The sequence below is a fragment of the Streptomyces sp. NPDC017890 genome, assembly GCF_044328675.1.
Classification (GTDB): Bacteria; Actinomycetota; Actinomycetes; order Streptomycetales; family Streptomycetaceae; genus Streptomyces.
The window spans coordinates 1-1,348 of sequence record NZ_JBIRHU010000149.1; the positions used below are offsets into that span (position 1 = coordinate 1).

The window sequence follows — 1,348 nt, forward strand, 5'->3', positions numbered from 1 at the left end:
TCCGGCATGCCAGTGGTGAGCTCGTGGCCGGTGGTGGTGCGGCTGATTTCGACCTCGCTGCGTGGCCGCCTCCCGGTGCCGAACCGGTGGACGTCGCCGACCTGTACGAGCGTCTCGCCTCGGACGGTCTCGGCTACGGTCCGGTGTTCCGTGGGGTGCGGGCGGCGTGGCGCCGCGGCGGTGACGTGTTCACCGAGGTCGAGCTCCCCGCGGAAGCGGACAGTTCCTTCGGTCTGCATCCGGCGCTGCTCGACGCGGCGCTCCACGGCATCGACTTCAGCGGAGTGATGGCCCAGACGGGCGGCGGTACCTTGCTGCCGTTCGCCTGGCAGGGCGTCACCCTGCACGCGGCCGGCGCCACGCGGCTGCGCGTGCACCTCGCGGTGGCCGGCGGCGGCTCGGTCGAGGTGCGGGTCGCCGACGACACGGGCACTCCTGTGCTGTCGGTCGACGCGCTGACCCTGCGCCGTATCTCCGCCGACCAGCTCGCTCGCGCCAGTGACCCGCACCGGGACGCCCTGTTCCGGCTCGACTGGACCGCTCTTCCCACGCCGTCCACCGTGTCGGCGAGCACGGTGGCCGTGCTCGGCGCGGACGGGCCGGCGATCGAGGGAGCGGAACGGTTCGCCGATCTCGCCGCGCTCACTGCCGCACTGGACGCCGGACGCCCGGTGCCCGACGCCGTGGTCACCGGGTTGCCCCGTGCGCTGGAAGGGTCTTCAGACGGTGACGCGGTGCGTGAGGTGACGTATCGCGTGTTGGGGTTGTTGCAGGGGTGGCTTGCTGAGGAGCGGGTCGAGGGGTCGCGGTTGGTGGTGGTGTCCGAGGGCGCGGTGGCGGCTTCGGTGGATGAGGATGTTGTCGATGTGGCGGGGGCGGCGGCTTGGGGGTTGGTGCGTTCGGCGCAGTCGGAGAATCCTGGTCGGTTCGTGTTGGTGGACCGGGAGGCTGGTGGGGCTGTTGCGGGGTTTGTGGATGTGGATGTGGTGTTGGCGTGTGGTGAGCCGCAGGTGGTGGTGCGGGGTGGTGAGGTGAGGGTTCCCCGGTTGGCTCGTTATGGGTCGGGTGGTGCGTTGGTGCCGCCTGCGGTGGGGGGCTGGGTGCTGGATGTGACGGGGACGCGCAGTCTGGAGGGGCTGGCGTTGGTGGGGCATGCGCCTGCGGTGGCTCCGTTGCGGGGGGATGAGGTTCGGGTCGCTGTGCGGGCGGCGGGTGTGAACTTCCGTGATGCGGTGGTGGCGTTGGGTGTGGTGACGACGCAGGAGGGGTTGGGGAGTGAGGCCGCGGGTGTGGTGGTGGAGGTGGGTCCGGATGTGACGGATCTGGTTCCCGGTGATCGCGTGATGGG

At 71.0% G+C, this 1,348-nt stretch carries 1 protein-coding gene; it reads left to right on the plus strand.

Annotation, left to right across the window (positions count from 1 at the left end; all coding sequences use genetic code 11):
- Positions 1-86: 86 nt before the first annotated feature.
- A partial coding sequence (locus ACH4F2_RS36140; RefSeq protein WP_398136821.1) for a polyketide synthase dehydratase domain-containing protein occupies positions 87-1,348 on the plus strand: 1,262 nt, incomplete at its 3' end.